Source organism: Streptomyces sp. WAC 06738, from assembly GCF_003945505.1.
Lineage (GTDB): Bacteria > Actinomycetota > Actinomycetes > Streptomycetales > Streptomycetaceae > Streptomyces.
Window position 1 is genome coordinate 4,132,052 of the sequence record NZ_CP029618.1, and the last position, 20,884, is coordinate 4,152,935.

21 protein-coding genes are annotated in these 20,884 nt (G+C 73.8%); 8 read left to right on the top strand and 13 right to left on the bottom strand.

All coding sequences use genetic code 11. The features are described from left to right. Positions 1-1,201: 1,201 nt before the first annotated feature. The 4 genes from DMB38_RS17850 to DMB38_RS17865 all read right to left on the bottom strand — a co-directional run bounded on the left by DMB38_RS17850 (position 1,202) and on the right by DMB38_RS17865 (position 3,681). Positions 1,202-1,675 carry an SAM-dependent methyltransferase gene (locus DMB38_RS17850; RefSeq protein WP_125936026.1) on the bottom strand — a complete coding sequence of 158 codons (474 nt, stop codon included), beginning with the start codon at positions 1,673-1,675 and terminating at the stop codon, positions 1,202-1,204. Between the two features lie 167 nt (positions 1,676-1,842). Beyond that, positions 1,843-2,637 carry a hypothetical protein gene (locus DMB38_RS17855; RefSeq protein WP_125936027.1) on the bottom strand — a complete coding sequence of 265 codons (795 nt, stop codon included), beginning with the start codon at positions 2,635-2,637 and terminating at the stop codon, positions 1,843-1,845. Position 2,638: 1 nt separating this feature from the next. Further along, positions 2,639-3,196 (bottom strand): RNA polymerase sigma factor, encoded by a 558-nt coding sequence (locus DMB38_RS17860; protein WP_240662335.1) that lies wholly within the window; start codon positions 3,194-3,196, stop codon positions 2,639-2,641. Between the two features lie 95 nt (positions 3,197-3,291). After that, a complete protein-coding gene (locus tag DMB38_RS17865; RefSeq protein WP_125936028.1) occupies positions 3,292-3,681 on the bottom strand; it encodes a RidA family protein in 390 nt (129 codons plus the stop codon). Between the two features lie 213 nt (positions 3,682-3,894). Between DMB38_RS17865 and DMB38_RS17870 the strand changes: the two genes are divergently transcribed. Then, the gene (locus tag DMB38_RS17870; protein ID WP_125936029.1) at positions 3,895-5,118 is read left to right on the top strand and encodes an FAD-binding oxidoreductase; all 1,224 of its coding nucleotides are present in this window, start codon (positions 3,895-3,897) and stop codon (positions 5,116-5,118) included. Between the two features lie 27 nt (positions 5,119-5,145). Here DMB38_RS17870 and DMB38_RS36925 read toward each other — a convergent pair whose 3' ends face one another. After that, on the bottom strand, positions 5,146-5,985 hold the full coding sequence (locus DMB38_RS36925; protein ID WP_240662337.1) for a tetratricopeptide repeat protein: 840 nt from the start codon (positions 5,983-5,985) through the stop codon (positions 5,146-5,148). Beyond that, entirely contained in the window at positions 5,937-7,139 is a 1,203-nt protein-coding gene (locus DMB38_RS36930; protein WP_240662338.1) for a helix-turn-helix domain-containing protein, read from the bottom strand. The genes DMB38_RS36925 and DMB38_RS36930 overlap by 49 nt, the downstream gene beginning before the upstream one ends. Positions 7,140-7,379: 240 nt before the next feature. Here DMB38_RS36930 and DMB38_RS17890 point away from each other — a divergent pair, with 240 nt between their 5' ends. From DMB38_RS17890 to DMB38_RS17915, 6 genes are all read left to right on the top strand, one after another. Further along, on the top strand, positions 7,380-9,128 hold the full coding sequence (locus DMB38_RS17890; protein ID WP_125939111.1) for a hypothetical protein: 1,749 nt from the start codon (positions 7,380-7,382) through the stop codon (positions 9,126-9,128). Between the two features lie 239 nt (positions 9,129-9,367). Beyond that, positions 9,368-11,383: an ATP-binding protein gene (locus DMB38_RS17895; protein ID WP_125936030.1), complete on the top strand. Its 2,016-nt coding sequence runs from the start codon at positions 9,368-9,370 to the stop codon at positions 11,381-11,383. Further along, entirely contained in the window at positions 11,380-11,784 is a 405-nt protein-coding gene (locus DMB38_RS17900) for a roadblock/LC7 domain-containing protein (protein WP_047016928.1), read from the top strand. The genes DMB38_RS17895 and DMB38_RS17900 overlap by 4 nt, the downstream gene beginning before the upstream one ends. Position 11,785: 1 nt before the next feature. Further along, positions 11,786-12,154: a DUF742 domain-containing protein gene (locus tag DMB38_RS17905; RefSeq protein ID WP_125936031.1), complete on the top strand. Its 369-nt coding sequence runs from the start codon at positions 11,786-11,788 to the stop codon at positions 12,152-12,154. Beyond that, a complete protein-coding gene (locus DMB38_RS17910; protein ID WP_047016930.1) occupies positions 12,132-12,809 on the top strand; it encodes an ATP/GTP-binding protein in 678 nt (225 codons plus the stop codon). The genes DMB38_RS17905 and DMB38_RS17910 overlap by 23 nt, the downstream gene beginning before the upstream one ends. Next, the gene (locus tag DMB38_RS17915) at positions 12,806-13,423 is read left to right on the top strand and encodes a GAF domain-containing protein (protein ID WP_047016931.1); all 618 of its coding nucleotides are present in this window, start codon (positions 12,806-12,808) and stop codon (positions 13,421-13,423) included. The genes DMB38_RS17910 and DMB38_RS17915 overlap by 4 nt, the downstream gene beginning before the upstream one ends. Positions 13,424-13,486: 63 nt before the next feature. Here DMB38_RS17915 and DMB38_RS17920 read toward each other — a convergent pair whose 3' ends face one another. From DMB38_RS17920 to DMB38_RS17930, 3 genes are all read right to left on the bottom strand, one after another. After that, complete coding sequence (locus DMB38_RS17920) at positions 13,487-14,677, bottom strand: acyl-CoA dehydrogenase family protein (RefSeq protein ID WP_125936032.1); 1,191 nt, start codon at positions 14,675-14,677, stop codon at positions 13,487-13,489. Between the two features lie 326 nt (positions 14,678-15,003). Further along, positions 15,004-15,795, bottom strand: coding sequence for a carbon-nitrogen hydrolase family protein (locus tag DMB38_RS17925; RefSeq protein WP_125936033.1), 792 nt, complete (start codon positions 15,793-15,795; stop codon positions 15,004-15,006). 49 nt (positions 15,796-15,844) lie between these two features. Continuing rightward, the gene (locus tag DMB38_RS17930; RefSeq protein WP_125936034.1) at positions 15,845-16,603 is read right to left on the bottom strand and encodes an aldolase/citrate lyase family protein; all 759 of its coding nucleotides are present in this window, start codon (positions 16,601-16,603) and stop codon (positions 15,845-15,847) included. 60 nt (positions 16,604-16,663) lie between these two features. Between DMB38_RS17930 and DMB38_RS17935 the strand changes: the two genes are divergently transcribed. Further along, on the top strand, positions 16,664-17,341 hold the full coding sequence (locus DMB38_RS17935; protein ID WP_125936035.1) for a GntR family transcriptional regulator: 678 nt from the start codon (positions 16,664-16,666) through the stop codon (positions 17,339-17,341). Between the two features lie 23 nt (positions 17,342-17,364). Here the strand turns inward: DMB38_RS17935 and DMB38_RS36935 are convergent, their stop codons facing one another. The 4 genes from DMB38_RS36935 to DMB38_RS17950 form a co-directional block, all read right to left on the bottom strand. Continuing rightward, complete coding sequence (locus DMB38_RS36935) at positions 17,365-18,114, bottom strand: ATP-binding cassette domain-containing protein (RefSeq protein WP_240662340.1); 750 nt, start codon at positions 18,112-18,114, stop codon at positions 17,365-17,367. Beyond that, on the bottom strand, positions 18,102-19,097 hold the full coding sequence (locus DMB38_RS36940; RefSeq protein WP_240662342.1) for an ABC transporter ATP-binding protein: 996 nt from the start codon (positions 19,095-19,097) through the stop codon (positions 18,102-18,104). The genes DMB38_RS36935 and DMB38_RS36940 overlap by 13 nt, the downstream gene beginning before the upstream one ends. Then, positions 19,094-19,927: a creatininase family protein gene (locus DMB38_RS17945; protein ID WP_125936036.1), complete on the bottom strand. Its 834-nt coding sequence runs from the start codon at positions 19,925-19,927 to the stop codon at positions 19,094-19,096. The genes DMB38_RS36940 and DMB38_RS17945 overlap by 4 nt, the downstream gene beginning before the upstream one ends. Positions 19,928-19,989: 62 nt before the next feature. Further along, entirely contained in the window at positions 19,990-20,883 is an 894-nt protein-coding gene (locus tag DMB38_RS17950) for an ABC transporter permease (RefSeq protein ID WP_125936037.1), read from the bottom strand. Between the last annotated feature and the right edge of the window lies 1 nt (position 20,884).

Sequence of the window (20,884 nt, forward strand, 5' to 3'; positions counted from 1 at the left end):
CCACGTGGGCGATTTGTCCTCGTTCTGCAAGAGGGGTACGGCGAGTTTGTATCGGTGGCGCTCCCTCGGGGCGGGCGGGCAGCGGCCAACGCCTTCAGGAGCGGCCTCGTGCACGCGAGTGGGCGAAACTCGGCTCTCGTGGGTGCTTTTGGGTGATTTAGGCGGTAGGCCACCGCGGGTTCGCGCCAAGTGTGTTCACCCGGGCGCGCTCGGGCAGTGGATCCCCGCCGTGGTGGGTGGTCGATGCCCGTAATGGGGAGAAACTCGACTGGCGTGGGGTATTTAGCCTGGTTTGTTGGGTCAGTTGACATGAGTTTGTGCATCGCGAGCGGCCGGGGCGCGTGTGTGTGCGAGTGAAGGGGCGAAAGTCGGGCTTCGGGGCTTGTTCTGGGCTGGATCGGCGGGTGTTACCGCGAGTTACGGCGAGATTTCTCCGCTCGGGGCGCGCCGTAGGGCGTGGAGGTACGTGGTGCAGCATCGCCCGCGATCGGGGCAGTCAACTCCGGGTGTTCCGGCCCCCGTCCGCGGGGCTCCGCATCCGTAGTCCCAGTCGGAGGGCGCCCGCTCCCTCCGGGCCACCCGTAGCTGCCGGTCTTTCGGGCCGGAGTCCGGTGTCAAGGGTGGGGCGAAGCCCCATCGCGCAGCGACGTTCCCGCAGCGAAGCGGAGGGAGCGCCCTTGACACCGGGCGGAGGCCCGCACACTCACAAGCGGGGTGGCCCGGGGGGAGCCCCAACGACACGGCCATTCCCCTCGCCGCCACCCCCGGTACGGGCACCCCCAACGCACCGCCGCTACCCCGACGCCGTACCCCCGTACCCGGCCCGCGCAGACACGACGTACCAGCTCAGCGCCCTGCTGCCCCCCGCGTTGTCAGTCCGGGCGCATACCCTTGGGTGGGTGTGAGGGGAGATGGGGGCTTGGCGCAGTACGGGGGCTGTGGACCCGGCCGACCTCCCCCGGACCCAGCCTCCGACCCACCGCACCCGGCCTCCGTCCCGCCGCACCCGGGCTGCGCGTCGGCATCGGTCTCCGTCCCTCACCCGGGCTGCGCCCCGGACCCGGCTGCGCCCCCCCAGACCCGGCCGCGCCCCCCAGACCCGGGCCGCGCCCCCGGATCCGGCCCGATTCCCCAGGACCCGGCCCGATTCCGCCGGACCCGGCCCGCGCCCCGAGAGCCGACTCCCGCCCCAGCCCGTCCCCTACCCCTTGAAGTACTCCGACATCATCCCGCTCACCCACCCCGGCTGCCGCACCTCCACCGGCAGGAACTCCCTCATCATCGGCTTCAGGTCCACCACCGGCGTCCCCGACACCGCGTCAAGTCCCACCACCCGCAGTTCCCGCCCCTCCACCCCCGCGATCTCGCACGTCGTCGCCCCCAGCCGGTTCGGTCTCCTCGGGCCCCTGCCCGCGAAAATCCCCATGGGCGGGAGGTCCGTGCGGCCCCGGTACGGGCGGGGTTCGTGGAAGGCTTCGGCGGCTGGTTCCGGGAAGCGGTCGAAGACGAACAGGACCTCCACGTGGGAGAAGTCCTCCAGGCCCTGGAGGCAGGACTCGCCGAAGCGTTCGTCCACCGTGATCGTGCTGCGGACAGCACCCCAGTTGTCCGTGTTCTGGATGTCCGTCCGGTCGTTCCGGACCGTGCCAATCGGTGTGATCTCGAAGCTCGGCATGGCCAGAGGCTATCCCCGGGGAGATCGTGGCCCTGCTCACGCAGGTCCGTGCGCGCGCTCCTGCGACCGCGTCCCCACCTTCGACACCTGCGCCCCCACCGCCGACGCCTGCGCCCCTCCACCCCGCCGGGCTGACGCCTCGCCGGGCTGACGCCCCGCCAGGCCCGTCACCCCTCCCCGTTCACGAAGTACGACGGGCACCGCACCCCCTCCTCCTGCGCCCTGTTCAGCGCCCGCAGCCGCTCCCCGCGCACCGTCTCCAGGCCGGGCCCCTCGCCCTCCCCGTCGCGGAAGTACGAGATCGCCTCCCGGCCCAGGTCCTCCACCAGCAGCAGCTCACCGCGGGCGAAGGGCTTCTCGTCGTTCCACTCCACCGGGTCCGGCAGCCGCACCGTCACCCGCTTCTCCGTCGACGGCGGTACGTGCCAGCGGACGTCGGTGAGCGTGACCTCCACCCACGGGAACGCATCCGGCGGGTGCGGGACCTGCTGCACGTCCGCCACCGTGCCCTCCAGCAGGCGCTTCGTGCACGCCGCGTTCTCCAGGCGCGACAGCCCCTTGCCGTCCGCGTCCCCTCCCGCATCCCCTCCGGCGTCCTCCGCGGCGCCCGCCCCCGCGTCGTCCTTCGCGATACGGTCCGTCCCCGCGCCGCTGATCGTCGTGTACGCGAGCAGGCAGAACGCCACCACCGCCGCGGCGCTCACCACCACCGCCAGCGCCCGCCGTGCCCCCCGCACCCGCCGGACCCCCGGCGCCGGCTCGGCCCAGCCCCAGTCCCCGCCCGCCGCCTCCGCCTCAGCCGCCTCAGCCGCCGCAGCCGCCGACTCCGACGACGCCCCCGGCGCCCCCGACTCCGACGACTCCCCCGCCCCCGGCGCCCCCGCCCCCGACTCCGCCTCCGCCGCGATCAGCCCCAGCGCCCGCCGCAGCCGTGCCTCCTCCGCCTCCGTCAGACCCGGCACCTCACCCCACCTCCCTCTCCCGCAGCCGCGTGCGCAGCACCGCCGCCGCGCCGTGCAGGCGGCTCTTGACCGTGCCCTCCGGGATGCCCAGGGCCTCCGCGATGTCCTTCACCGGCAGGTCCGCGTAGTAGCGCAGCACCACCACCTGGCGCTGCCCCGGCGGCAGTTCCTCCAGGCCCTCCGCCACCGCCAGGGCCAGCAGCCTGGCGTCCTCGGGGTGTTCGGCCGGGCGGGTCCAGCGGGCGGCGAGGCGGTCGCGCAGGCCCGCGTCGCGGGTGCGGCCGCGGTGCCAGTCCGCGGCTACGCGGGAGGCGACCGCCGCCGCCCACGCGGCCGGGTTGCGGACCGGGGCGCGGTCCGGGGCCAGGTGCTGTTCCAGCAGCTTGAGCTGGACCTGCTGCACGCCGTCGTCGAGTTCGCCGAACGGCACGCCGCCGAGCGCGAGCACGGCCCGTACCCGGCGCGTGTCGGCCGCGGACAGCGCGAGGTCCGTGTGACCCCCGCCGTCCGCGCCGTCCGCGCCGTGCCCGCCGTGCGCCGGTCTGCGGCGGACTGCCATCGCGTCGCCTCCCTCGCCCTGCCTGCAACCGCGTCAGGGCTATGACGGAGTACGGGCACAGAACGTTCGCCCGGACCGTGAACCGCTGACCGACCTCACCCCGGCACCACCGCCAGGGCGTCCACCTCCACCCGGAAGTCCGGGCTCACCAGGCCCGCGACCTGCACCAGCGAACTCGCCGGCGGGAGCGCCGGGTTCTGGATCTCGTCCCGTACGCGGCGGAACGCCGGCAGGTCGTCGAGGTCCGTCAAGTAGACCGTCAGCTTCACGACGTGCTCCAGGCCGGAACCCGCCGCCCGCAGCGCCGTCGTGAGGTTCGCGAACACCTGGCGCACCTGCGCCTCCGCGTCGTTCTCGCCCACCAGGCGGCCGGCCTCGTCCAGCGGCACCTGGCCGGAGACGGCGACCATGGTGCCCGTGAACGTCACCGCGTGGCTGTAGCCGTTGACCGGCGGGGATCCGTCGGGTCGGACGATGTGCTGCATGCGCGTGCTCCGCTCGTCGATCGGTTCAGTGCTCGGCTAGTCGATCAGATACCGGCATCTCGAACCTACCTTCCGCACGAATCTTGCTTTCCTTCCCGCCACGGGTGATATCCGGACACGTCATCTTCCATTCCCTCGCCGCGGCCCGCTCGGTGGCAGCCTGGTAGCGACTGCGTGCACGAGCGAAACGGGGGCGAATCCATCGTGCGCATTGTGGTGATCGGTGCAGGCGTGATCGGTACGGCGCTGGCGGTGCAACTCGGCAGCGGAGGACAGCGGGGCGGGGGACCGCGGGCGGACGGCGACGTGCAGGTGTGGCTGCTCGACGGCGGCGAACCGGGGGCCGGGACCACGGCGAGCTCCATGGCCTGGATCAACGCCCACTCCAAGACCCCGCGGCACTACCACGAGTTGGCGGTCTCGGGCATGCGCGCCCACGCCGCTCTCGTACGGGCCACGGGGCCCGCCGCGTACGCGGACGGGGGAGGCGGCGGCGCCCGCGGCCCCGGCTGGTACCGCCCCGGCGGTGCCCTGCGGTGGGCCTCAGCAGAAGCCGGGCTCGACGAGCTCCGCCGGACCGTCGCCCGGCTGCGCGACTGGGGGTACGCCGCGGAGTGGATTCCCGTGACACGCGCCCGGGAGCTGGAGCCGGCGTTGCGCATCGAAGACGCCGCCCAGGTCGCGTACTTCCCCGACGAGGCCGCCGTCGACCCGCGGCCCTTCGTCGCCCACCTCCTCGCCGCCGCCCGCGCCCGCGGCGTCCACGTCCGTACCGGCGAGGCCGCCCGCGTCGTGGCCATCGACACCGCAGGCGGCCGGGTGCGCGGCGTGCGGTGCGCCGGGGGCGAGACGGTGCCGGCGGACGTCGCGGTGTGCTGCGCCGGGTGGCGGACCCCGGCGGTCGCGGCGCTGGCCGGGGCGTACGTGCCGCTGGTGCCCGGCGACGCGCCGGGGTCCGAGGCGCCGACGCTCCTGGCCCACCTGCGGCCGGACGAGGCCGCGGGGCCGCCGCTGACCCGCATGGTGCTCAGCCCGCGCCTGCACGCCCGCCCGCTCGCCGGCGGGCGCGTCTACCTGGAGGCGCTGGACCTCAACGACGAGGTGGACCAGCACACGCCCGCCGCGCGCGTCACCGCGCTCGGCCGCGAACTCCACGCTCGTGCCCGCGCCATGCTGCCCGGCCTCGCCGGCACCGCCCGGCTCGCCGGCGCCCGGGTCTGCACCCGGCCGCTGCCGCCGGACGACAACTCCATCGTCGGCCCGCACGCCGAGGCCGAGGGGCTGTACACCGTCGTGACGCACAGCGGCATGACCCTGTCCCTGCGGCTGGGGGAGCTGGTGGCACGGGAGTTGCTGACCGGCCGGGACGCGCCGGAGCTGGCGCCGTACCGGCCCGCCCGCTTCGTACGCCCTGAGGGCGTGCCTCGTACGCCCTGAGGACCCCCGCTTCCCCGACCGTGCGCGTCAGCGCAGCATCCGCGCCGCCTTGTACGAGAAGTCCCGCGCCGCCGGCACGTTCCGGAACGGCCGCAGCCGCTCCCGGAACCCGGCGAGATAGCCCCGTACCCGCTCCGACTGGATGTCCTCCGTCGCCCGCAGCGCGCCCGTCGCCACCTGGCAGGCGCGCTCGACCTCCCGCTGCTGGAGCCACGCCGTGGCCAGCACGACGCGCGTGAACGCGATGCTGCGCGCGTACCGGTCCGTGCGCGCCGCGATCCCGTGCTCCGCGTGCGGCCGCGCGGCGCGCGCCTGCCGCAGGTCGACGAGGCAGTGCGCGATCTCGTCGTGCAGCTCCGCGCCGCTGAAGTAGCGCAGCCAGACCGGCTCCTGGGCGGGCGTGCCGGCGGACAGCGAACTCTCGGCGTGGGAGAGGGAGATGGCGGTCGCGCGCGAGTCGCGCAGCCGGGCGTGCGCGCGGGCGGCCATCGCGTGCAGCGCGGCGCGTCCGGCGGGGGTGAGGCCGGGTTCGGCGAGGCCGGCTTCGGCGAGTTCGACGGCTTCGCGGTAGTCGCCGAGGTGGACCGCCTGGTGGGCGAGGGTGCCGAGGATCTTGGCGGCGAACGCGCGGTCGTGGCCGTGGTACGCCATGTCGAGGGCGAGCCGCAGATACCGCCGGGCGGCGCCGTGCCTGCCGGTGTCGTACAGCAGGTGCGCGGTGTGGTGGGTGACGAGGGCCGCGGCGCGGAACAGGTTGCGGCCGACCGTGCCCGTGTAGTTGCCTTCGAGCATCGGCAGCACGTCGGTACGGAGGTGGGTCATCGCGATCGACCGGGCGGCGCCGCCGCCGTAGCGGTTGTCGAGCATCGCCAGGTGCTCCGTGAGCGCGTGGATCTTCGCGATGTCCGGCTGTCCGACGCGGTACGAGCCGATGGCGCGCTGCGGCGGCGTGGGCGGCGTGGCCCGGCGCCAGCGGCGGACGGAGTCCCGCAGGTCGGTGGCGGAGACCGGGGGAGGGCGTAGCGCGGGTCGGCGTCCCAGAGCTGGGCGGCGGTGCGGACGGCGCCGAGGGGCGTCGACGGGCCGCGCAGGCCGAGGTCGTCGGGAGGGAGGCGGCGGGCGAGGGAGGCGGCCCCGCCGGCGGTGGCGTAGCCGGATGGGGGCGGGGCGGCGAGGTCGCGGGGCGTGATGTCGCGGCCGAGCCGCCGGGAGAACACGGCGGCGATCAGCTCGGGCGGTACGGAGGAGCCGAAGCTGCCGCGCAGCCAGCGCTTGACGTAGGTGTGCGTGCACCGGAGTTCGAGCCCGCGGCGGCGGCCCAGCTCCCGTACCTGGCCGGCGAGGGAGGTGGGGGTGAGCCCCGACTCCCGCATGAGGGCGGCCAGCCGGACGTTCACGTTCTCGCCCGGGGCGGCACCGGGGTGTGGGCCGGTGCCGCCGCCTATGCCGGGCCCCCGGCCGCCCGAAGCCCTGGCACGGGGCCGGGATGCGGTGGTGGACGGGGATGCGGTGGTGGAGGTGGATGACGCGCTGGGCCGGGTTCCGGGGGTGGAACTGGTCGCGGTCGCGGACCCGGCCCCGGACGCCGCCGGGGCACCGAACCGCCGGAAGAGGGCCCGCCCCACCGCGTGCCCGGCTCCCCCGGGATCGGCGCCCGGTTGCCCGCCCGCGGCACCGTTCGCCTCCCGCCGGGATGCCTTCCGCTCCCGTACGCCCTGCTCCCCGCCGGCCGGTGCGCCCCGCTCCCGCACCCCCGACTCCCGTACCCCGCTCCCCCGTTCGCGCCCGCCCGCCCCCGGCCCCCGTTCCCCCGCGCCCCGGACCGCCCCCAGGCGTTCCCGCGCGAACCGGTTGCGCCAGCGGCACACGGTCGCCGGGGTGATGCCGAAGCGGGCCGCCACTTCGCCGTTCGACTCGCCCGCCGCACACGCCAGCACGATCCGGCAGTGCAGCCGCGTCGCCGCCGGGGTGGCGCTCTGTGCGACCAGGTGTTCGAGGAAGTGGAGTTCCCGGTCCGTCAATGTCAACCGAGTCGTGGGCCTGCCTCGCGTCATGGACGCGCATTATTGCCGGTCCGGCGCCGCACGCAGGACACTCTGCCTCGGACGACCCTCGAACGACCTGGAGGATCACCCGATTTAATGCGCGTAGTAATGGTGAACGCTCTGCACACCCCTGGAACTTACGAACGGCACATGCCAGACGGCAGGCTACGGAGCGCAAAGTTCCGGTCTGAGCCGGCAGATCGAGGTAGCGCTTACATGACCACGACGGGACCACCCGCCGACGGCCACACCCCGCAGCCCGCGGACGAGGACTCCTCGGGCCCTTCCTCGGGCGATGCACGAGAGGACGGAGCAGACACCCAAGGTGCCCCACGGGAGCCGGAACCCGGCCCCGTGGCGCCGCCGCCGACGCTGCTCCGCGTCGAGCTGGCCAAGCGCGGCTGGGCGAGGTTCTCGACGTTCGAGGTCCACTACACGCACGCCGCGCGCAAGGCCGCCGCCGAGTACGGCGACCCGCGGCTCGCCCGGCTCACCATCTCCAGCACCACCTTCAAGCGGTGGCTCGCCGGGGAGCAGATCCCGCGCGGCAACGCCGGCACCGTCCTGGAGCACATGCTCGGCATCGACGTCGACGCGCTCCTCGGCCCGGCGCCCACGCGCACGTTCACCACGCCCCGCCTGCCCGACGACGCCTCCCTCGCCACCGCCCGCGCGCTCGACGTCACCTGGTCCACGTCCTTCCTCTCGCCCACCGCGCCGGCCCCCGGCGGCGGCGGGGTCTGGCAGCTCGACGGCCACCGCGTCTTCGACGGGACTTCCGTCGCCGTGCAGTTGTACGAGGCCGAGGCCGGCTCCGACAGCGTCGTCATCGGGCCCGACGACCACCCGCACCTGCGCGACTTCATCCGCCCCGCGCGCCGCGCGCTCCTGCTCGCCGCGCTCGGCGCGCGGCGCGGCGAGGGGCTGTTCGTGCTCGACGCCGTACGCGCCCGGCAGCCCGTCGCCGCCGACCCGGTGGACGTGCTGCCGATCCCGCGCGCGTACCGGCTCGACGATCTGACGTACGCGGTCCTCTGGGCCGTGCTCAACCTCGACGACGGCCTCCTCGCCGACGACGCCGTGCTGGAGGCGGAGCGCAGCGGGCTGGACGACTTCCTCACCCGCGAGCGGTCCGCCGTGGCCCGCTCGGCGATGCCGGAGCTCTCCGACGTCGGCACCGCGTGGCTCGGCTCGTACGTCTGCGACCGGCACATCCTGCGCGAGCTGCGCGCCGACTCCGGTGAGCCGCCGGTGTTCTGGGCGCGCGAGCAGTTCGGCGAAGAGGCCGCCGCCTGGCTCTTCTTCCGGCACAAGCACACGTATCTGCGCGCGCTGCACGACCTGCTCGCGGACGCCGACCGCCCGTACGGGTACGCCTTCTGCCTGCCGCACAACGCGGTCAAGACCAGCGAGCGCTACGAGCGCACGCTGCTCTTCCTGACGCTGGCGCTGCTGGAGCGGCACGGGCTGACCACGTGGGTGGTCACGGAGCCGGAGTACGCGCAGGTGGACGGGTTCGCGCTGGTGCCGGGCGAGCGGGCGATCATCGCCAACTGGCTCCGTACGGACGGGATCTGGCAGGTCGACACCACCAGCCACTGGGCGCGGCTGCGCGCGTACGCCGACGCCGTACGGCACGCGCGGACGCACAGCGTCACCGACGGCGCCACGCCCGCGGAGCGGCTGCGCCGGCTGGCGGACCACCTGGACCTCGACTGGGCCTGGCTCACCGACCGGTGCGCGGAGCTGGGGCGGTACGGCAGCGCCGGGATGCTCCGGCCGCGCAGCCGGCTGATCGGCCTGGCGGAGCTGGACGACGTGCTCCGCTACGTCGGCGGGCTGGGGCCGGGCGACCCGGCCGGGCGGGAGGCCGCCGAGGGCGATCCCGGCGTCTTCGCCGGGGCCGTGACCGGCGGAAACCGAACGCAGTTCCGGCCCGACCGGCACCGCGGCGGGCGAAGATGACGCATGCGTTCGAACCCCCGGGAAGCGACCCCCAAACGACCCCGGGAAGCGCTAGCAACGACACCGCTTGCTGAGCAATGTAGGTGTGGCTCACGGTGCCGTTGAGGCCACGGTGACCACTCGATGTGTGTGCGCCGCGCGCGCACTGCCCGGCAGACGGCCGGAAGAAACGCCGCACGACGCCGTACGACAGCGCAGCCAGATGCTGGCATCGTACGGCCCATCCAGCGAGGAAGCCCATGTCCGACCACCCCGCTCCCGCCGGGAACGACGGCCCCCGCCAGGGCCGGTTCCCCTCCCGGCGGCGCCGCGCGGGCCGCGCCCTGCGCGCCCGGCTCTGGCGGGTCACGCTGCTGCCGGTGACCGCCGCGCTGCTGGTGGGTGGCGCCACGACGTACGGCGCGCTCATAGGCGGGTCGACGAGCGCCGAGACCCGCATGATCATCGGTGCCGGAGTGCTGGCCGTGGTGGGCATCACGGTCCTGGCGATACTCCGCATCGGCGCGCTCGCCGACGCGCTCGACGCCGAGGAAGACGCCCGCGCGGAACGCAACCTGGAGCTGACCGCGCTCCTGGAGGCCGCGCAGGGCGAGCTGCTGCGCCTGGTCGACCAGGCGCAGCGCGGCGAACGCCCCGAGCCCGACGCGCTGTCGCTGCAAACCGCGCCCCCCTCCGCCCGCGCCGCCGCCGACGTCACCCCCGAGACGGTGGAGCGCCTGGTGCACGCCACCGTGCACGCCGCGCTCAAGGCCGTCGTGGACGTCTCCTCCCGCGGCCGCATCGAGGTCTTCGTCAACCTCGCCCGCCGGCTGCAGAACCTCGTCATCCGCTCCCTGGACGAGCTGGACGGGCTGGAGAAGCAGGTCGAGGACCCGGACCTGCTGCACGGCCTCTTCCAGCTCGACCACCTCGTCACCAGGCTCCGCCGCCAGGTGGAGAGCCTGGCGATCCTCGGCGGCGCCGTGCCGCGCCGCATCAGCCGGCCGATGCCGGTGAACGCCGTGCTGCGCTCGGCGGTCTCCGAGGTCGAGGACTACGGGCGCGTCAAGCTGGTGCCGCCGATGACCGGCGTGCTGGAGGGTGCCGTCGCCCCCGACGTCATCCACCTGATCGCCGAACTCGTCGAGAACGCCGCCGGGTTCTCCCCGCCGGAGACCAAGGTCGAGCTGCGCGTCGAGCCGGCCGCGGCCGGTCTGGTCGTGGAGATCGACGACCGCGGCCTCGGGCTGCAGTCCGACACGCAGGACCGGATGAACACCCTGCTGAGCCGGGCCACTCCGCAGGTCGTGGACGAGCAGATCAAGGACGGCCGCATCGGCCTCCTCGTCGTCGCGCACCTCGCGCGCCGGCACCGGATCCCCGTCCAGCTCCAGCGCAACGTCTACGGCGGCTGCCGCGCCACCGTGCTGCTGCCCAACGCGCTGCTGATGGACCCGGAGGAGAAGGCGAAGCCGGCCACCCGCGAGCCGCAGGCCGCCGCACCGCAGCCGCAGGCCGCCGCGGTCGCCGCGCCGCAGCCCGCGGCCCTCGCCGCCGACGCCGCCGAGCGCCGCCCGGCCGCCGTCGGGAGCGCCGCCCCCGCGTCGCTGCCCGCCCGTACCGCCAACGGCGTGGCGCGGCAGCGGCAGCAGGGCGCCGCCGAGATCAACGGCGCGACCCAGAGCAGCGCCGCGCACGAGGCCACGGGAGGGCACCGGATCCCCGGCGCCCCCGAGAGCACGGGCACGCACCGGATCACGGGGACCCAGGAGAGCACCGGCCGCCACGACATCCTCGGCGCCTACGACAACACCCCCGCGTACGACGGCACGGAGTACGAGAGCACCGGCCCGTACGAGAACACCGCCGCCCACGAGCGCACCCCCGCGTACCCTCCCTCACCGGCTACGCCCTCACTGGCGGGGGAACCCCCATCGCCCGGCGCCGGCCACCCCGACACCACCGGCTACACCCCCCGCCACGCCGCCCCGCCCCCCGCGTCGCCGGCTCCGGCTCCCGGGCAGCGCCCCCCGCTGCCCGAGCGCTCCGGCAGCCACCTGGTGCCCGAGCTGCGCCGCGAACCCGGCGTCCCCGGTGCCGCGCCCGGCGGCCCGGCGGCCCCCTCCTCACCCCTGAACACCGGCCTCATGGCGAGCTTCACCGCCGGCTCCCGGGCCGCGGAGGACGGCGACCAGCGCGCCGCCGACTACGCCGAAGACCCGGCCGGACCCGCCCCCACGCACCAGCACCGATCCACGGAAGGCCCGTCTACGTGAGCGAAAGCCTCGACTGGCTTCTGGCCAACTTCGTCCAGCAGGTCGCCAGCGCCCGCAGCGCCGTCGTCGCCTCGACCGACGGCGTGCGGATGCACGCGCACGACCTCGACACCGCCGCCGCCGACCGGCTCGCCGCGGTGGCCACCGGCCTCTTCTCGCTCGGCGCCGGTATCGGAACCGACACCGTGCGCGGCGTGCGCCAGGTGCTCGTGGAGCACGAGGACGTGGTGCTGTGCGTGATGGCCGCGGGCCCGGGCGCCGTCCTGGCCGTGCTCGCCGAGCCGGACGCGGACCTGGGCGTGATCGGCTACGAGATGGGCCAGTTGGTCAAGCGCGTCCCGACCCACCTCACCTCGCCCGCACGGACCGCCGCCGCCGCGGCCCCGGGCTCCGTCCGGTGACATGACGTCGTACGACGACGCCCCCTGGGTGGAGGACGGAGCCCCGCGGTTACGCCCGTACGCGGTCACCGGCGGGCGGACCGTGCCGACCCGCAGGCTGGCCCTGGAGACGCTGGTCATGGCCGCCAAGACGCTGCCCCGGGTGCCGCTGACGCCGGAGCACGACGAGACGCTGCGGGAGTGCCGTGCGGGCCCGCGCTCGGTGGCGGAGGTCGCCGGCCGGCTCGGGCTGCCGGTGGCGGTCACCAAGATCCTCCTGTGCGACCTGCTCGACACCTGCGCGCTCATCCTGACGGCGCCCGCGGGCCCGCCAGACCCCACCGACCCATACCTACTGGAGAAGGTCCTTGTCGGACTACGCAATCTCTGACGACTCCTTCGTCCCGCTGAAGATCGTGATAGCCGGCGGGTTCGGGGTCGGGAAGACCACGATGGTCGGTGCGGTGAGCGAGATCCCGCCGCTGACGACCGAGGAGACCCTCACCGCCGCGAGCGTCGACCACGACAGCCTGGACGGGGTGCCGGAGAAGGACGCCACCACCGTCGCGATGGACTTCGGCCGTATCACCCTCACGGCCCACCACATGATGCTGCTGCTGTTCGGCACGCCGGGCCAGAAGCGGTTCTGGTTCATGTGGGACCACCTCGCGAGCGGCGCCATCGGCGCCGTCGTCCTCGCCGACACCCGGCGGCTCGCCGACTGCTTCGCGGCCGTCGAGTACTTCGAGCGGCGCGGCCTGCCGTTCGTGGTGGGCATCAACGAGTTCGACGACGCCTACCACTACACCCCGGAAGAGGTGAAGGCCGCGCTCCATCTGCGCAGCGACACCCCGGTGATGTGCTGCGACGCCCGCGCCACCAGCTCGGCGCGCAGCCTGCTGATCAGGCTGGTCGAGCACGCGCACGCGCGGTCCGTGGCGGCCAGGGCCGGGGTTTCGGCGGAACCGGAGCCCGCGACCGGGGCAGTGTCCGCGTCCGAGTCCGCACAGCCCGTGCCCACCTCCCCACCGAGGAGCCCCGCATGACGACCTTCGACTACCACACCGCCCGCCATCTGATGACCGACGGGGAGCAGGACCAGGAGCTGGAGCGGCGCAAGCAGCGGCTGCACGAACTGGGCCTGGGGGACAACCCCGACCCGGAGTTCGACGCCTTCGCCGCCCGGCTCGCCGAGGGCGCCGCGTCGCTGGCCCAACTGGGCGGGACCCCGTACGCGATGGTCAACCTCATCACCGACCACCAGTACTTCACCGGGCTGTACGCGCCGCCCGCGGAATGGGCCGACCCCAGCCTCGCCGAGCAGCCGGGCAAGCCGGAGGTGAGCCGGGTCATGGACCGCGACCACGGCTACTGCCCGCACGTCGTCGGCCGGCGCACCGCGCTCGTACTGCCCGACGTGTGCGCGTACCCCCGCTTCGCGGGCAACCCGGTGGTGGACCAGATCGGCATCCGCACCTACATGGGCGCGCCGCTCATCGACCCGGTGACCGACGTGACGCTCGGCACCGTGTGCGTGGTGGACACCGAGCCGCGCCCGTGGGGCCGGCAGGCCCAGGAGGGCCTGGAGTTCATCAAGACCCAGGCCCGTTCGCTGATGGAGATCCTCGAAGAGCGCAGCCGGGGCCGGGCCGCAAGCTGAAGGCCCCCGCGGCGATGCCGCAGGGGCCGTGCGGGGGCCCGGCGCCCCCTGTCGCTCCGCTCCTCAGACCGGCTGGACGGAGTGTGGCGTAAGGCGCGTCGACCACGGCTCGTGGTCCGCGCCGAGCGCCACCTCCGCCAGCCGCAGCCGCTGTACGTCGGAGGTGCCCGCCGGCGGTAACACGTGGTACGCGTCGCGCAGATACCGCTCCACGGACATCTCCGGGTAGAGCCCGCAGGCGCCGTGCACCTCCATCGCCGTACGCGCCGAGTCGAGCGCGGACTCGACGTTGACCAGCTTGGCGTTCTGCAGTTCCGCGTCGCACGGCAGCCCGCGGTCGAGCAGATGCGTCGCGTGGTACGCGGTCAGCCGGGCCGTCATCAGCCGTGACTGCATCTCCCCCAGCCGCTGCTTGACGGTGCCCAGTTCGGCCAGCGGCCTGCCGTAGCGGATCTGCCGCGCGGCGAAGGCGGTCGTCTCCGACACGAGCGCCTGGTGGATGCCCAGGGCGACGGCGGTGAGGTTGGGCCTGCCGTACAGGATGCTGGAGGAGTACGCGACCGAGAGCCCGTCGCCCTCCCGGCCCAGCAGGTTCGACACCGGCACCCGGCAGTTGTCGAAGATCACCTCGCCGAAGCTGAAGCCGTGCAGGCCCATGGAGGGCCGGTGCGGGCCCAGCGTGCAGCCGGGGCGGTCCGCCTCCACCAGCAGCGCCGAGAGGCCCTTGGAGCCCGGTCCGGTGCGCACGACGACGCCGTGAAGATCACCGACGTGGCTGTTGCCGACGAACACCTTGCGGCCGTTGACGATGTACTCGTCCCCGACGCGCTCCGCGCTCGCCGACATCCCCAGCACATGGCTGCCCGAGGTGGGTTCCGTGACGGCTATGGTCGGCATGCAGACGCCGGCGGATATCAGCGGCAGCCACGTCTTCTTCTGGACGGCGCTGCCGAAGTGGACGATCTTGGCGACACCGAGCTGCGACGCCTGCACCATCGCGCCCATGGCGGCGCTCACGCGCGAAAGCTCTTCGATCACGATCGTTTTGGCGAGGTGCCCCAGATCCATCCCGCCGTACTCGGCCTCGACGGTGACGCCGAGCCAGCCCTGCCTGGCGATGTCGCGGGAGAGCTCGAACTGCACGCTCCGCGACTCCTCCATTCCCGCGATACGGGGGCGGACCTCGCGCTCCGCGTAGGCGCGGACCTCCTCCCTGAGACGTATATGACGCTCCGTGAGGAAGTAACCGTCCATCTGAGTCTCGCCTTCTCGCGTGCAGGTGGGGTGAGCAGGTCGGCGTGGGCCTGTCGTGACAGAGGCCAGGTAGGGCCTCCACCCACGGTGAAGATTTATCGCCATCGCCGCAGCACCCACAAACGCTCGCTTCCGGGTCGTTCACCTCCCCGTATGCGGGCGGTCGCGCTCCGCACCCGCCTCGTATGGGCGCTACGGTCCCTTTTGCTCGACACCCCGCCGCGGCCGAACGCCCCCGGAACGGCCCCCGGCCGGCCGGCAGCGACCGGCCGGCCGGGGGGCCGTCCTCAAAGGGGCGGAAAAGGGACGCGGTTGCGCGGTGGGCGTCAGCCGAAGGACACGGAGAAGCGGCGGTTGGCCAGGCTCGGGTTCTTCACCCGCACCTCCGCGACCCGCGCCGCGTCCAGGACCGCGGAGGCCACCCCCGGGGCCTCGCCGGCGGAGGCGGCGATCTGGCCCATGGGGTCGACGATGGCGCTCTGCCCGCACGAGACGGGTCCGGTCTGGCCGGAGCCGAGGACGTAGACGGTGTTCTCGATCGCGCGGGCCCGCAGCAGCGTGGTCCAGTGGTCCTCCTTGACGGGACCGGTGACCCAGGCGGCGGGGACGACGATCGCCTCGGCGCCGGCGTCGACCAGGAACCGGGCCATCTCGGGGAAGCGGAGGTCGTAGCAGGTCATGACGCCGACGGTGAGGCCGCCGAGGGCGAAGGTGAGCGCCTTCGCGGGCTGCGGCTGGATGCGGTCGGACTCGCGGTAGCCGAAGGCGTCGTAGAGGTGCACCTTGCGGTAGACGCCGAACTGCTCGCCGCCGCGGTCCACGGCCAGGACGGTGTTGCTGGGCTTGCCGCCGTCGGCCGCGGCCTCCGTCATGCCGGCGACGATCGCGACGCCGTGCTCCTTGGCCAGCGCGCCGACCGCGGTGGCGAACGGGCCGTCGATCGCCTCGGCCTGACTCGCCGTCTCGGCCTGCGGGTCGGGGTTGGCGTACATCGAGTTCTCGGGGAGGACGACGAGGTCCGAGCCGCGCGCGGCGGCGGTGGCGACGAGCCCCGTGACCGCGTCGAGGTTGGCGGCCTTGTCGGTGGTGGCGGCGAACTGGGCGACGGTGGCGAGCATGAGGTGGTGCCTTTCGTGTCGTGGAGCGGTACGGTCCGGCGGCGCCCGGTCAGGCGCGGCCTGCCAGCGCGTCGGTCTCGGCGACCGCGGCGCCGAAGCCGGCCAGCAGCGCGCCGTGCTGCATGGTGAGCACCAGTTGGTCGGCGCCGTGCGCGAGCGCGAACGCCTTCTCCGCCGCCGACCAGGCCGGCAGCACCCACGGCTTGCCGGCCGCCCGGGCGGCGTCCGCGATGGCGGCGAGGTCCGCGAAGTCCGCCTCGCTCCGGGTGTACGCGCCGCGCGCGCGGCGCATCGACAGGTCGCTGGGCCCGACGAACACCCCGTCGACCACCGGCAGGTCGAGGATCTTCCCGATCTCCTCGATGGCCCCGGCGTCCTCGATCATCGGGTAGACCCGGGTGCCGCTGTCCTGCCGGGCGATCCAGTCGTCGTCGAACCCGCCGTAGCCCGCGGTCCTGCCGCCCGCGAAGCTCCGGTCCCCCAGCGGCGGGAACTTGCCGTACGCGCAGACCTCGGCGGCGTGCGCCGCGTTCTCCACGTGCGGCACGACGACGGCGGTGGCGCCGAAGTCCAGCGCCTGCTGGATCGGGCCGCGTTCGGGGCCGAGCACCTTGGCGAGCACGTCGAGGTCGAGCCGGCGGAGGAACGGGATGAACCGCTCCAGGTCGGCGAGGTCGAAGGCGCCGTGCTCGATGTCGAGCACCACGGCGCCGTACCCGGTGGCCGCCACGATCTCGGCGGCGGCGAAACTCGGGTCGGACAGCCAGGCGGCGTAAGCGCGCCGGCGGTCGGTCGTGCGGGGGGGCATGAGCCTCCTTCGTAGTAGGTATACACTGCGTATACACATGAGCCAGAGAGGGCGGGGAGCGTGTCAGTCGACGAGGACGGCCGTTCGGTGACGGCGCGGGCGCGCGCGTACGAGTGGGTCAAGGAGGCGATCCTGCTGGGGCGCTACCCCGAGGGGTCGTTCCTGGAGGAGAAGGTCCTTTCCGTGGCCGCGGGGGTGTCGCGGACGCCGGTGCGCGAGGCGCTGCACCGGCTGGCCGCCGAGGGCTTCCTCGACCTGCTGCCGCGGCGCGGCGCGCAGGTCCGGCGCGTCACCGTGGCCGAGATGATCGAGACGTACGAGATGCGCCAGGTGCTGGAGATCCACGGCTTCCGCACCCTGTGCGACAAGCGTCTGGAGATCCCCGCCCGGCAGGCCGAACTGCTCGCGCAGATGGGGGACCCGGAGCTGCTGGCGCGCTGCCGCGCCGGCGACCGCGAGGCGATCGCCGAGCACGGCAAGCTCGACTTCCAGTTCCACTTCGGCTTCGTCCGGGCCACCGGCAACACCGTGCTCACCGACCTCTTCCGCAGCCTCCAGCCGCGGCACCAGCGCATCGGGGTCTCGGCGATAACGATCCGCCCCGAGCGGCTGCCGCTCATCATGCGCGAGCACCACGCGCTGCTGGACTCCCTCGGCGGGTACGAGTTCGAGACCGCGGCCCGGACGATCCGCACCCACCTCAACCCCGACCAGACGGTCGTCGCCCACCTGGACTGACCGGCGGCGGCAGCGCGCGGCGGTCATGCCGCCGCCATCTCGCGCCACAGCCGGCGCCGCTCCGCCTGCTGTTCGGGGTCCGGCACGGGCGCGGCGGCGACGAGCCGCTTGGTGTACTCCGTACGCGGGTTGGTCAGCACCTCGTGCGCCGGGCCGTGCTCCACGAGCCGGCCGTTCTGCAGCACCGCGACCTCGTGCGCGAGAAGTTCGACCACGCCGAGGTCGTGGCTGATGAACAGGCAGGCGAAGCCCAGCCGGTCCTGCAGCTCGCGGAAGAGCCGCAGCACCGTGGCCTGGACGGACACGTCGAGCGCGGACGTCGGCTCGTCGGCGATGAGCAGCTCCGGCTCCAGCGCCAGCGCGCGGGCGATGCCGACGCGCTGGCGCTGGCCGCCGGACAGCTCGTGCGGGAACCGGCTCGCCCAGTGCGCGGGCAGCTCGACCTGCTCCAGCAGCTCCGCCACCCGCGAGTGCGCGGCGGCGCGGTCGGCGCGGCGGTTGACCAGCAGCGGTGCGGCGATCGAGTCGCCGATCGACCAGCGGGGGTTGAGCGAGGCGCCGGGGTCCTGGAAGACCATCGAGTACGTCGGCCTGAAGGCCCGCAGCCGGCGTCCCGACAGGCCGGTGACGTCGGTGCCGCAGACCTCGACGGACCCGCCGGTGGCGCGCGACAGCCCGACGACGGCCCGGCCGATAGTGGACTTCCCGGAGCCGGACTCGCCGACCAGGCCGAGGACTTCGCCCTTGCCGATGGTGAGGCTCACGCCGTGCACGGCCTTGAACCCCTTGCGGCCCAGCCGCCCGGGGTACTCGACCTCCAGGTCCCGTATCCGCAGCGTCGTGTCTCCCCCCGCCGCCTCGGGGCCGGTCTCCGCGGCGGGCACCGCCTCGCCCGGGAGTGGGGACACCCCCGCCACTGGGGGGTAGCCGGTGGGGGAGGGGGCTTGGGCACCGCGGCCAGCAGCCGGCGGGTGTACTCGTGCTCGGGCGCGGCGAAGAGCCGCCCCACGGGCGCCTCTTCGACGACCTCGCCCTCCTTCATCACCACCACGCGGTCGGCGATGTCGGCGACCACGCCCATGTCGTGGGTGATGATGAGCACCGCGGAGCCGAGGTCCCGGCGCAGGCCGCGCAGCAGCTCCAGGATCTCCGCCTGCACGGTGACGTCGAGCGCGGTCGTCGGCTCGTCGGCGATGATGACCTCGGGGGAGCCGGAGATCGCCATGGCGATCATCGCGCGCTGCCGCTGGCCGCCGGAGAGCTGGTGCGGGTAGCTGTCGACGCGGCGCTCGGGCTCCGGGATGCCGACCTTCGTCAGCAGCTCGATCGCGCGGGCGCGGGCACCGGCCGCGGACACCTTCTCGTGGCAGCGGATGGCCTCGGCGATCTGCCGGCCGATGGTGTAGACGGGGTTGAGCGCCGTCATCGGTTCCTGGAAGATCATCGCGATCCGCTTGCCGCGGATGCCGCGCAGCGCCTCGTGGCCGAGGCCGAGCAGTTCGGTGTCGTGGAAGCGGATGCTGCCGCGGTGCCGGGCGCTCCCGGCGACCAGGCCCAGCACGGACATCGAGCTGACCGACTTGCCGGAGCCGGACTCGCCGACCAGCGCGACGACTTCGCCGCGGCCGACGGTGAAGCTGACGTCCCGTACGGCGGGGGTCCACTCGCCGGCGACGCGGAAGTCCACCGACAGCCGCTCGACGCTCAGCACCGGCTCGGGCGCCGTCCCCTCCTTCTCCTCCCCGGCGCCGGTCACTTCGGCCCCGCCGCGGTTCCGGCCTCCGCCGCCGTACGGGTGTTGCGGTCATACTCCGCCAGATACGCGGCGCAGAAGCCGAGCACCCGCTCGATCCACACCTTGCCCGTCTCGGCGCTGCCCAGACTCACGTCACCGGTGCAGCCGGTGGCGCTGATCTCGGAGAAGTCCCAGAGGACCGTGCCGGGTACGGGCTGGCCGGGGATGGCGGCCTCGGTGTAGCTGGTCGGCGTCCAGCCGGCCGGCGAGGAGAGCCCGCCCGGCTCGGCCAGCTCGCTCTGCACCTGCTCGGGGAAGATCGCCAGCATCGCCGAGTGCTCCGGCTCGGCGCCGTGCCCGTAGGCGGTGGCCGGGTCGTCGTACACGTCGCGCATCAGGGCGTAGCCGAGCTGCCAGGGGTAGAGGTGGCCGACGAGGATGCCGAAGTCGCGCCGGGCGTCGATGGCCGCGCCGGTCACCGGGCCGACGTTGCCGCCGTTGTTGTCGACGATGACGATGCGCCGGAAGCCGGAGGCGACCAGGGCCTCCAGGATCTCGTACGTGACGTTGCGCAGCGTCTCCTGGCTGAGGGAGAGGTTTCCGGCGAAGCCGCGGAAGACGCCGGAGTGGCCGTAGTTGAGGGCGGGCGCGACCCAGTGGCCGTGCTCGCGGGCGAGCTTGTCCGCGACCCACTCGGCGACGATGGAGTCCTCGTGGACCGGCAGGTGGGGCCCGTGCTGCTCGATGGCACCGATGGGGAGCAGGACGACCGGGTCCTGCTCCGCCAGGTGCTTGACCTGCGTCCAGGACAGTTCGCCGAGACGGTGGGTGTCGGGCAGGGAGACGGCCATGGGGCTGGTTCCTTTCGCTGCTGTGCTGGGGTGCTGCCGCGGTGCGGTGTGCGTACGGGAGTTCACGAGTCGGTGCCGCTGCGGCGGGGGTCGAGGAGGTCGCGCAGGCCGTCGCCGAAGACGTTGAGGGCCAGCACGATGAGGATGATCAGCACCGACGGGTAGATCAGCAGCGTGGGCTGGACCTCCAGGAAGTCGCGGCCCGCGCCGACCATCGTGCCGAGCGACGGCAGCGGCGGCTGGGCGCCGAGGCCGAGGAAGCTCAGCCCCGCCTCCATCTGGATCGCGAAGCTGACCGAGAGGCTGAGCTGCACGATCACCGGCGCGGCGACGTTCGGCAGGATCGTGCGCAGCAGGATGGTGCTGCGCCCGGTGCCCATGATCTCGGCGGCCTCGACGTACTCCACGCTGCGGATCGCGAGCACCTGGCTGTAGACGATCCTGGTGAACCGCGGGATGTACAGCACGCCGATGACCATGACGACGTTGACCAGCTCGGGCCCCATCGCGGCGACCACGGCGATGGCCAGCACGATGGGCGGGAAGCTGAGCAGGATGTCGATGCCGCGCATGATGATGCTCGACGCCCACCGGCCGCCGTACCCGGCGACCAGGCCGAGCGTCGTGCCGATGGCACCGGCGATGAGGACCGCGGAGAGCGCGACCGCCAGCGACGTCCGCAGCCCGATGAGCAGCCGGGAGAAGACGTCGCGCCCGTAGTCGTCGATGCCGAGCAGGCCGCCCTGGGTGAGCGGGGTGCCGGCGATGTCGCGGTAGTCGTGCGGCGCGATCACCGGGGCGAGCAGGGCGGCGGCGCAGACCAGCAGCAGGAAGCCGCCGGCGATCGACGTCCGCCGGTTGGCGGCGAGGCTGCGCAGCAGGTGCCGGCCGCCCCGGCGGGGCGGGGTGGCGGCGGTGGGCGGTGGCGGGGCGGTGGTGAGTTCGACGGTCGGCATG

Excerpts from the sequence above, each read along its gene's own strand:
- DMB38_RS17930 (WP_125936034.1), bottom strand. The coding sequence starts at position 16,603 with ATGCCCCCCCGCACGACCGACCGCCGGCGCGCTTACGCCGCCTGGCTG.
- DMB38_RS17945 (WP_125936036.1), bottom strand. The coding sequence starts at position 19,927 with ATGGCCGTCTCCCTGCCCGACACCCACCGTCTCGGCGAACTGTCCTGG.
- DMB38_RS17950 (WP_125936037.1), bottom strand. The coding sequence starts at position 20,883 with ATGCCGACCGTCGAACTCACCACCGCCCCGCCACCGCCCACCGCCGCC.
- DMB38_RS17850 (WP_125936026.1), bottom strand. The coding sequence starts at position 1,675 with ATGCCGAGCTTCGAGATCACACCGATTGGCACGGTCCGGAACGACCGG.
- DMB38_RS17865 (WP_125936028.1), bottom strand. The coding sequence starts at position 3,681 with ATGCAGCACATCGTCCGACCCGACGGATCCCCGCCGGTCAACGGCTAC.
- DMB38_RS17915 (WP_047016931.1), top strand. The coding sequence starts at position 12,806 with ATGACGACCTTCGACTACCACACCGCCCGCCATCTGATGACCGACGGG.
- DMB38_RS36925 (WP_240662337.1), bottom strand. The coding sequence starts at position 5,985 with ATGCTCGACAACCGCTACGGCGGCGGCGCCGCCCGGTCGATCGCGATG.
- DMB38_RS17860 (WP_240662335.1), bottom strand. The coding sequence starts at position 3,196 with ATGGCAGTCCGCCGCAGACCGGCGCACGGCGGGCACGGCGCGGACGGC.
- DMB38_RS17925 (WP_125936033.1), bottom strand. The coding sequence starts at position 15,795 with ATGCTCGCCACCGTCGCCCAGTTCGCCGCCACCACCGACAAGGCCGCC.
- DMB38_RS17895 (WP_125936030.1), top strand. The coding sequence starts at position 9,368 with ATGTCCGACCACCCCGCTCCCGCCGGGAACGACGGCCCCCGCCAGGGC.
- DMB38_RS17905 (WP_125936031.1), top strand. The coding sequence starts at position 11,786 with ATGACGTCGTACGACGACGCCCCCTGGGTGGAGGACGGAGCCCCGCGG.
- DMB38_RS17920 (WP_125936032.1), bottom strand. The coding sequence starts at position 14,677 with ATGGACGGTTACTTCCTCACGGAGCGTCATATACGTCTCAGGGAGGAG.
- DMB38_RS17890 (WP_125939111.1), top strand. The coding sequence starts at position 7,380 with ATGACCACGACGGGACCACCCGCCGACGGCCACACCCCGCAGCCCGCG.